General features: G+C 42.0%; 6 protein-coding genes and 2 pseudogenes. 4 read left to right on the top strand and 4 right to left on the bottom strand.

What is annotated here, in order from left to right; translation table 11 throughout:
* The 4 genes and pseudogenes from C3Z13_RS08360 to C3Z13_RS08345 all read right to left on the bottom strand — a co-directional run.
* A pseudogene (locus C3Z13_RS08360) lies at window positions 1-1,201 on the bottom strand (multifunctional CCA addition/repair protein); the annotation flags it as partial.
* 17 nt (window positions 1,202-1,218) lie between these two features.
* Window positions 1,219-1,819: pseudogene (locus tag C3Z13_RS08355) on the bottom strand (TIGR04211 family SH3 domain-containing protein).
* A 112-nt stretch (window positions 1,820-1,931) separates the two neighbouring features.
* The gene (locus C3Z13_RS08350; protein ID WP_103855615.1) at window positions 1,932-3,194 is read right to left on the bottom strand and encodes an inorganic phosphate transporter; all 1,263 of its coding nucleotides are present in this window, start codon (window positions 3,192-3,194) and stop codon (window positions 1,932-1,934) included.
* 26 nt (window positions 3,195-3,220) lie between these two features.
* Window positions 3,221-3,901 carry a TIGR00153 family protein gene (locus C3Z13_RS08345; protein ID WP_103855614.1) on the bottom strand — a complete coding sequence of 227 codons (681 nt, stop codon included), beginning with the start codon at window positions 3,899-3,901 and terminating at the stop codon, window positions 3,221-3,223.
* A 159-nt stretch (window positions 3,902-4,060) separates the two neighbouring features.
* Here C3Z13_RS08345 and C3Z13_RS08340 point away from each other — a divergent pair, with 159 nt between their 5' ends.
* The 4 genes from C3Z13_RS08340 to C3Z13_RS08330 form a co-directional block, all read left to right on the top strand.
* A complete protein-coding gene (locus tag C3Z13_RS08340) occupies window positions 4,061-4,804 on the top strand; it encodes a CYTH domain-containing protein (protein WP_245872599.1) in 744 nt (247 codons plus the stop codon).
* Window positions 4,805-4,981: 177 nt separating this feature from the next.
* On the top strand, window positions 4,982-5,191 hold the full coding sequence (locus tag C3Z13_RS12370; RefSeq protein WP_245872598.1) for a hypothetical protein: 210 nt from the start codon (window positions 4,982-4,984) through the stop codon (window positions 5,189-5,191).
* Window positions 5,184-6,557 carry a DNA repair protein RadA gene (gene radA / locus C3Z13_RS08335; RefSeq protein ID WP_103855613.1) on the top strand — a complete coding sequence of 458 codons (1,374 nt, stop codon included), beginning with the start codon at window positions 5,184-5,186 and terminating at the stop codon, window positions 6,555-6,557. Before C3Z13_RS12370 ends, radA begins: the two co-directional genes overlap by 8 nt.
* 80 nt (window positions 6,558-6,637) lie before the next feature.
* Window positions 6,638-9,652, top strand: a 3,015-nt coding sequence (locus C3Z13_RS08330; protein ID WP_146256889.1) for a S6 family peptidase, incomplete at its 3' end; no start/stop codon positions are given.

The raw sequence follows: 9,652 nt of genomic DNA, 5'->3' as shown, positions 1-9,652 counted from the left end.
CGGTTTAATTCTTCGCGGATTTTTTCTTTTTGAAATCCGTCAGCAATCACTTGTTGCACATCAACTTGTAATGCGGCTTGGTACAGTTTGAATAGAAAATCCGCTTGCGGGTAATCCACTTGCTCAAAGCCTGTGCGGCCTTTGGCATCGGCAGTGCAAACAAGTAACACTTCTTTAAAACGTTCTGGCTTACGCCACACATCGAGTTGATTGAATAATTTTAAGATAGTGGCAGGGCGTAGCTCAAAGGCTCGGTGAACGTTGGTATGCGTTTCGCAAACAAGGCACGCCAGGTTCTTTAAGTGTAACTTGGCACTTTGAGCCGATTGCAAAGATTGCGCGTTGGCATAACGCCTTTTTGTTCGTGGCCAAAATGGCGTGGCAGAAGATCTTTTGGCGTGAGCGCTTTGCCAAGATCGTGGCAAATTGCCGCAAAACGCACCGCACTTTTTTGTTGTGCAGGGCTATTTTCAGTGAGCTTTGTGGCTTGTTGCAACACCAGCATTGTGTGGATAAAGCTATCCACTTCGGGGTGATGTTGCACGGGATTTGGCACGCCGTAAAGGGCGTTAAGCTCAGGGAAAAGTACCGCTAATGCTCTAATTTTTCTTAAAATATCAAAATAAATTTCAGGATTTGGCGTTTGTAAGGCTTTTTCTGTTTCTAGCCAAACGCGTTCTGCCGTGAGATGTTCAAGCTCGCCCGATTTGGTGATTTGTTTCATTAAGGCAAAGGTTTCAGGGGCAATTTGGAAACCTAAATAATGGTAACGCGCAGCAAAACGTGCCACTCTTAACACGCGCAAAGGATCTTCGGCAAAAGCAGGGGAGATATGGCGCAGTAGGCGATTGTTCAGATCATTGATACCACCGTAAGGATCGTGCAACTTGCCTTGGCTATCTTGCGCAATGGCGTTAATGGTGAGATCGCGGCGGATCAGATCTTGTTCTAAGCTAATGTCGGGGCTGAAATCGCACACAAAACCAGTGTAGCCCACACCCGCTTTTTTTTCTGTGCGTGCAAGGGCATATTCTTCTTTATTTTTAGGATCAAGAAAAACGGGGAAATCTTTCCCCACTTGAATATAGCCTTGTTGCAATAGTTGCTCTGGCGTTGCGCCAATTACCACCCAATCTCTGTCTTTAACAGGGAGATTGAGTAGTGCATCGCGCACGGCACCGCCAACTAAATAAATTTCCATTTTGCTGAATGGGGTGGTTATGCCCAGCCATCACGGCGGCGACGTTTTGGCATAATGAAAGGTAAGATTAAACCAAGTAGCAAACCAACACCTAGCACTGAACCGCCATAAATAAACCATTGGATCGCAATTTCACGTTTGCCTGCATCAAGCATTGCTTCTAAATCGCGGTTTTATTTTGGTGATTTCAAGTTCACGGTTGAGCTGAGAATTTTGCTCTAATAATTGGCTGCTTTGTTGCTCAGCTTGTTTGGTGCGGCGTTGCATTTCGCTGGTGCGTTGTTGCCAATCACCGTCTAATTGATTGAGTTTTAAGGTTAATTCTTCAATTTTTGCTTTTAATCTTGGATTTTCATCTTTACTGCTCGGCGTGCTAGAAAGTTCAGAGGTTAAGATCCAAGCTTCACGATTTTTGCTATCACGAATAAGCGTATAGCGATCTTTGTGGTTTAGCACGGTTACCGGTTCGCCTGAACGAATTGCCCCTGCAATTTTAAATTGATCGCCCGCCCCTTTGCGTAAAAAGGTGGAAAGGTTTTCTGTTACATAACGGGTTTCCGCTTGCGCGAAGGGTACGGAAAGAAAGAATAAAAACAAGATCTTAGTAATTTTTCGCATTACAACACCTTAAAAAATAGACAATAAAAAAGTGCGGTAAATTGTACCGCACTTTCTTTCATTCACAAAATCTTTGTCTTATTTTGTGTGCTTTTTCTATGGCTTACGCAAATTAGATGAAAATGGCGTGCAGCACATAGTAAATTAAAATCGCAAAGAATGCGCCTGCAGGTAAGGTGATCACCCAAGAGGCGATAATATTGCGAATTACCGTTAAGTTTAATGCGGCGATACCACGCGCGAAGCCGATACCTAAAATCGCACCAACAAGGGTTTGAGTGGTGGAAATTGGTAATCCCGTACCAGAAGCGAGTACCACGGTGGTTGCCGTTGCAAATTGAGCTGAGAAACCACGGCTTGGGGTGAGATCGGTGATCCCTGTGCCAATGGTTGCCATTACTTTATAGCCCATAATAATCAATCCTAACGCAATACCTGCCGCCCCTAATGGCAAGATCCACCAAGCAAGTGGGGTTTTTGCCATAATTTCACCGCCGTTATCCACAATAGACACCACGGCAGACAATGGCCCAATAGCGTTAGCCACATCGTTTGAACCGTGCGCAAACGCCATTGCACAGGCGGTTAGTAGCATTAGTATACTAAATACTTTTTCTACTGCACCGAATGTGCCTGATTTCACTGTTTGATGGAATTTTTTGCTACGAAAATAGAAATGACTGGCCACCACAGAAATGGCGCTGATGCCTAATGAAATAAAGAAAGTTTCGCTACCAGTTAAATGTAAGCCAACGTGCTTTAAGCCTTTTATCATTGTTACTACGGACAAAATAAAGATGGTGAGTCCCATATAATACGGGCCATATTTTTGTGCGTTGCGTAACGGTTTTTCCGTATCGAAAATGAGTTTTTGTGTACTGAAGAAAATGCCATATGCCACTAGGCCTGCAATCACAGGGGTGATAAACCAACTGCCCACAATATTGCGGATAGCTGACCAATCAATTGAGTTTGGCCCAACAGTAATTAAACCAAAACCGATAATTGCGCCAATAATGGTGTGTGTGGTGGAAACTGGCCAGCCCATTCGCGAGGCGATGAGCAACCATAATCCAGAAGAAAAGAGGGCCGCCATCATACCTAAGGCCAAAATTTCTGGTGTGGCGATATATTCTGTTGGATTTAAAACCCCGCTTTTAATGGTTTCTGTTACTTCACCACCGGCTAAATATGCCCCAGCACATTCAAAAATCATCGCAATGATAATGGCTTGTTTGGCGGTAATTGTGCCTGAACCTACAGAGGTTCCCATTGCGTTAGAAACATCATTTGCACCCACGCCAAAGGCCATAAAAAAGCCAAAAGCCGCGGTGATAATCACTAGTAAAGTGCCATATTGTTGAATAACTTCCATAGTATTATTCCTATGCTGTTTAACAATTATGAACGAGCCAACATTAATTCAATGCGTGAACCCACACGTTGCGCTTGATCTGCAAGCACACCAATCCATTCAAGGATTTTGTATAAAAACATCGCGTCAATCGGGTTAAATTCATTTTCCATTGAACGCAACATTAAGCGTAATTTAATTTGCATTTGATCCGTATCGTCTTCAATATCATCTAGGGTTTGGATCATTCGATTCACAAATTGGACTTCACGGCCTTTGAAACCCGTTTCAAGTAAACCGTCCATTTCATCAATCACCAAATGAGCTTGCTCTGCTGCGTCAATACTGCGAACGACATATTTCATAAAATCTTCTTGCATTTCAGGAGGGAATGGACATTGGCGACCAATCATTCTGCCTGCAATATCTTTGGCGTAGTTCGCTAATTTATCTTGTTGCGTAACCAATTCTAATAAATCAGTACGTTCAATAGGCATAAACAAACCGCGTGGCAGTTTTAAGCGAATTTCACGCTTTAATGTATCTGCTTGGCGTTCTGTGTCAGAAATCTTTTTGCGTAATTTCTCTGCATTTTCCCAATCACCTTGGAAAGTGTATTCAAAAAATGGAATGAGATATTTACAACAATCAGTTACCTTAGCAGAATGACGTGCTAAAGGCTTTAATGGGGAATGGGCAAATAATCCTAAAATATTATTTACAGCCATAAGATAACTCCTTCTAGGGGTTAGGTTGATAAATTTTTGCGCATATTCATCTTGTTCAAGGCTATGCGGGCGTAAAAATACACTATATTTCATCGAAAAAACAAGGAATTTATTAGATAATATGAAAAAACTTGATTAAGATTGGAAGGAATAGACAAAATGAGTACAGAAATTGAATTAAAACTACTAATTCCGCAATTTGGCTTAAATTCATTCAAGCAAAATTTACTGAAAAACGCACCGCACTTTCATCAGCAGGCATTTTTAGGTAATACTTATTACGACACCGTCGATAAATTTTTCGCGCAGCACCAAATGGGCTTGCGTGTTCGCAAAGAAAATCAACAGTTTACCTTAACCTTAAAAACCAAAGGGGAAGCACTAGGTGGCTTGCATATTCGCCCTGAATATAATTTGCCACAGCAAAATGAAACGCCTGATTTGGCGCGATTAGTGGAAAACTATGATCTCGATCTCAGCTGGAAAACACTTGCATTACAGCCGATTTTTGCCACGGATTTTACGCGAGAAACTTTCCTTATCCGCCCTGAATTTTCGTCAGAAACGCCAAAAACACAGGAAACAGCAGAAATTGAAGTGGCGCTTGATCAAGGCAAGATTTTGGCTGGTGATAAACAGGTAGAAATTAGCGAAGTGGAATTTGAGTTAAAGCAAGGTAATGTGGCGGATTTGCTCGAATATGTACGTTCTTTGCCATTGGAAAATGGCGTGCGATTAAGTGCCATTAGCAAAGCGCAACGGGGTTATGCCTTGGCAGAAAATTATCAGCCTAAAGCACAAAATTGGTTAGATAAATGGCGAGATTTTTTAGATTTCGCGCAAAGTGCGGGCAATTTTTCGCAAAAATTAACCGCACTTCCAGCTGGAACAAGGTCTAATTGAAGAAACCTTTGCCCTAGGGAAAACCTATTTTGCTGAAGACTTTTTGCGCACGGTGGAGCGAATCGGCGCGTTTTTCAATCTTTATCATTTTTATACGGAAAATGGCAATTTGTTGGAAAAAATGCTTTCAATCAACAAGGTTTAAGCGATGCGCTTAAAACAGATTGGCTGGCGTTGGTGGAAAGTAGTCAGCAATGTTTGGCAGAATGTAAACAGCTGATTGCACTTCATAGCGAAACCAAAAATAACGCCGAAGTGATCGCGCAATTATTTGATTTATTGCAATCGGCATTTTATTTACAGCGAATGTTAAATCTGATTTCGCTCACTTATGTTGAAGAGAATGAAGCAGCGAATTTGGAAAATTTGGAGATGAACAATGGCTAAAGCAAAAACCGCTTTTGTGTGCAATGATTGCGGTGCGGAATATGCCCGCTGGCAAGGGCAGTGTAATGCCTGTAAAGCGTGGAACACCATCACTGAAATTCGCCTTGCCCCAGCCAAAGCAAGCCGAGCCGATCGCTTCAGTGGTTATGCTGGGGAAACGCAGGCAAAAATCCAAACCTTGGCAGAAATCAGTTTGCAAGAAGTTCCCCGTTTTCACAGCGGTTTTTACGAGCTTGATCGCGTATTAGGCGGGGGTATCGTGCCGGGCAGTGCCATTTTGATTGGCGGACACCCGGGGGCAGGGAAAAGTACCTTATTATTACAAGTGATGTGTGGTTTAGCACAAAATATGACCGCACTTTACGTTACAGGCGAAGAATCCTTGCAGCAGGTGGCAATGCGCGCCAATCGTCTTGGGTTGCCAACAGATCGGCTGAATATGTTGTCGGAAACGTCCGTAGAGCAAATTTGCCATTTGGCCGATCAGCTTAAACCACAAATCATCGTGGTGGATTCCATTCAAGTGATGCACCTTGCGGATATTCAATCTTCACCAGGGAGCGTTTCCCAAGTGCGGGAATGTGCCTCTTTTCTGACCCGTTATGCGAAAACTCGCCAAGTCGCCATTATTATGGTGGGACACGTGACCAAAGACGGCACGCTGGCAGGACCTAAGGTGTTGGAACACGCCATTGACTGCTCGCTATTATTAGAAGGGGAGGCGGATAGCCGTTTTCGCACCTTACGTAGCCACAAAAATCGCTTTGGCGCGGTCAATGAATTTGGCGTATTTGCGATGACAGAGCAAGGCTTGCGCGAAGTGAAAAATCCTTCCGCCATATTCTTAAGCCGTGGGGAAGAAGACACCGCGGGCAGTTCCGTAATGGTGCTATGGGAAGGCACGCGGCCGTTATTGGTGGAAATTCAAGCCTTGGTGGATCACTCAATGCTCGCCAATCCAAGACGGGTTGCGGTGGGCTTGGAACAAAATCGCCTTGCTTTATTGTTAGCTGTATTGCATCGCCACGGCGGCTTGCAAATGTCCGATCAAGACGTGTTTGTCAATGTGGTAGGTGGCGTAAAAGTGAGTGAAACCAGTGCAGACTTGGCCTTATTACTGGCGTTAATTTCCAGTTTCCGCAATCGCCCATTGCCAAAAGATCTGGTGGTGTTCGGCGAAGTGGGATTAGCAGGGGAAATCCGCCCCGTACCAAGTGGACAAGAACGAATTTCCGAAGCAGCCAAACACGGCTTCACCCGAGCTATCGTACCGTTTGCCAATAAACCAAAAAGTGCGGTGAAAAATATGCAAGTTTTTACCGTGAAAAAATTGATTGATGCGTTAAATATTTTAGATAACATATAGAATATACCTCTTTCTGGGGAGGAGTGTTTTGCGATTTAATTAGTTATAATACAGGATTGCTTATAACTAATTAAAATTCAATGAACTTTAAGAAATCTAATCTTTTATTTAAATCTTTTTCTAATCCAATTAAATTAGGCATTAGTTTAGCTATTGTGGCGTTGAACGCGGAGGCATCTCGAGTAAGGGGAGATGTTGATTACCAATATTTTCGTGATTTTGGTGAAAATAAAGGTCTCTTTTCAATCGGTGCGACAAACATTCATATTTTTGACAAAAACGGTCAAGATGTAGGCATTATGTTGAAAGATAATATTCCTATGCCTGATCTCAAAACAGCAAATAAGAATGGGGCATTTGCCAATTTAATCGATCCTTCCTTTATAACTAGTGTTCGGCATAATGTCGGATATTCTCAAGTTTTATTTGGTGGAGAAGATACAAACCCAGATTCTCACCATTTTTCTTACCTTTTGGTTAATCGAAACAATTTTCCGGATGAATGGGATGGGGTCACTTATTCAAACCCGCAAGATAAAGATTATCATATCCCTCGTTTACATAAAATGGTAACGGAGGTAGCTCCCGCAGAACTTACCGATGTATTAACGCCAAATGGAAAAGAAAATACAAAAATTTTGACGGATTTAACGCGTTTTCCTCTTTATATACGAGTGGGTTCAGGAAAACAAGAGGTTCAAGAAAGTGCGGAAGATAATAGCAAAACGATCAGTTTGAGTAGTGCATATAAGTATGTTATAGGTGGTGTCACTCACACAATGAGTGAAGCTAATGCGACTAATGTTGTGGCAAATGGAACGATCACGCCAGAAGGAAAACGGATCACGGATAAGCCAATAACCTTATTTGGTTCTATTTATGGGCCAATGGTAAGTTATGGACGAAGTGGTGATAGTGGTTCTGCATTACTGGGGTATGATGCTCAAAAGAAAAAGTGGGTGATTGTAGGTGTTCTAAAATCTGATTATGGTTATGGGAACATTTGGTCATTGTCACGCCCTTCTTATGTTAATGCTATACAAGAAAGAGCCAAGGCGGGGACTATTCAGAATACGCAACAAAATCAAGTTTGGGAATGGAGTGTTGATGCTCTTCACCCTGAAACCAGTAGTATTAAAGCGGGAGAAAGCACCGCATTGGCTGTGCCTTTAAGAAATGAATCTTTAAAATCACAAGATACAGATAAAGAACGTCCATCATTAGATTATGGGAAAAGTGTGATTTTTGATGGTGTAGATGGGGGTGTTTTATTAGTTAAAGACAACATTAATGCGGGAGCTGGAGCACTCTATTTCAATACAAATTTTACTGTGAAGCCTGAAACGAACCAAACGTGGTTAGGTGGTGGCGTTTTGGTTGCTAAGGATAAAACAGTAACTTGGAAAATAGCTAATCCTGAAGGCGATCGTCTTTCAAAGTTAGGGACAGGAACTTTATTGGTTCAAGGTGTGGGAAATAACCTAGGAGATATTAGTATCGGTGATGGAACTGTCATTTTAGATCAGCAGGAAGATGAGCAAGGTCGAAAACAGGCATTTAATCAGGTTGGCGTGGTAAGTGGGCGTCCGACCTTGGTTTTACAAAGTGCGGATCAAATTGATCCGAATAAATTGTATTTTGGTTTTCGTGGCGGACGTTTAGATTTAAATGGTAACGATCTCAGCTTTAAACGTATCCAGCATTCTGATGATGGTGCAACAGTTGTTAATCATCGCACGGATAAATCATCGAATTTAACCTTAACAGGTGTAAAGGTTTCCGAACAAGATTTAACTTGGGGAAATTGGGGAAAAGCTGGCTCTGACATTTATGAATATGCTATAAGCGGGCGAAAGGATTATTTCGCTTTAAAATCAGGTGGCAAAGCAGGAAGTTATTACCCTACAAACCAAGCTAGTTCAGATAGTTGGGAATATTTAGGTAGCGATCGTGCGGCGGCGATTCAAACGATCATTGATCGCAAAAATGCACAACAGACCTTAACCGCGTTTGCCGGTTATTTCGGTGAAAAAGCTTCCGACAAAACAAATGGTGGCTTAAATGTAAATTATCAGCCAGTGGTAGAAGAATCAACGCTATTATTAACAGGTGGAATGAACCTTAATGGTGATTTTTCAGCTAAAGGTGGTAAGGTTGTTTTTGAAGGTGTGCCGACACCACACGCACGTGATGTGTTGAATAATCGTGAGGTCATTTTTGACGATGATTGGATTAATCGTGATTTCTCAGCGAAAAATATTTCTGTTGCCAATAATTCTACACTCACTGTGGGGCGAAATGTTTCTTCCCTAGATGGAAATATCCAAGCTACGGATAATGCAGTATTGAATTTGGGATATCAATCGGGACAAAAAGTTTGTTTACGTTCTGATTATACAGGAAGTGTCAGTTGTGATTCCCCAAGTTATAATGAAAAGACTTTGGCAACGATTCCAAGAATGGCATTAACAGGGGATATTACTTTAACGCAACAAAGTCAGTTAAACTTAGGGAAAACGGATTTTGTTGGTTCAATTCAAGGAGAACATTCGAGTCGGACATCGCTATCTCCCGAAGCACATTGGACATTAACGGGTGATAGTACGGTAGGAAATTTACATTTAGACCAGAATTCACAAATCACACTTAGTCAGAATGACAAACCATTTAATACCTTAACCGTTAATGGTGATTTAAGCGGAAATGGAAAATTTTATTACCGCACTAACTTTTCTACATTAAACAGCGATAAAGTTGTGGTAAACGGAAAAGCATCAGGTAATCATCTACTTGTAGTGAATGATATTGGCAATGAACCACAGCGTAGCAAAGATCGCCTAACCTTAATAACAGCTAATTCATCTGAAAATTTAACCGTAACATTGCAAAATAGTTATGCGGATATTGGTGCTTACCGTTATAACTTGATTCAAGAAGGGAGCACATTCCGTTTATATAACCCTATTGTTGAAAAAGAAATTGCGGAAGAAGAACGCAAAGCCGCAGAAGAACAAGCACGCCGTGAAGCGGAAGCAAAACGCTTAGAGGAAGAGCGTAAAGCCGCAGAAGAACAAGCACGCCGTGAAGCGGAAGCA

Source organism: Avibacterium endocarditidis, assembly GCF_002921145.1.
GTDB classification, from domain to species: Bacteria; Pseudomonadota; Gammaproteobacteria; order Enterobacterales; family Pasteurellaceae; genus Avibacterium; species Avibacterium endocarditidis.
Note: the sequence above shows the minus strand (reverse complement) of the source record. Positions and strands in the feature narration are given on the sequence as shown.

Coding starts and splice junctions, on each gene's coding strand:
- C3Z13_RS08350 (WP_103855615.1), bottom strand. CDS start 3,194: ATGGAAGTTATTCAACAATATGGCACTTTACTAGTGATTATCACCGCG.
- C3Z13_RS08345 (WP_103855614.1), bottom strand. CDS start 3,901: ATGGCTGTAAATAATATTTTAGGATTATTTGCCCATTCCCCATTAAAG.
- C3Z13_RS08340 (WP_245872599.1), top strand. CDS start 4,061: ATGAGTACAGAAATTGAATTAAAACTACTAATTCCGCAATTTGGCTTA.
- radA (WP_103855613.1), top strand. CDS start 5,184: ATGGCTAAAGCAAAAACCGCTTTTGTGTGCAATGATTGCGGTGCGGAA.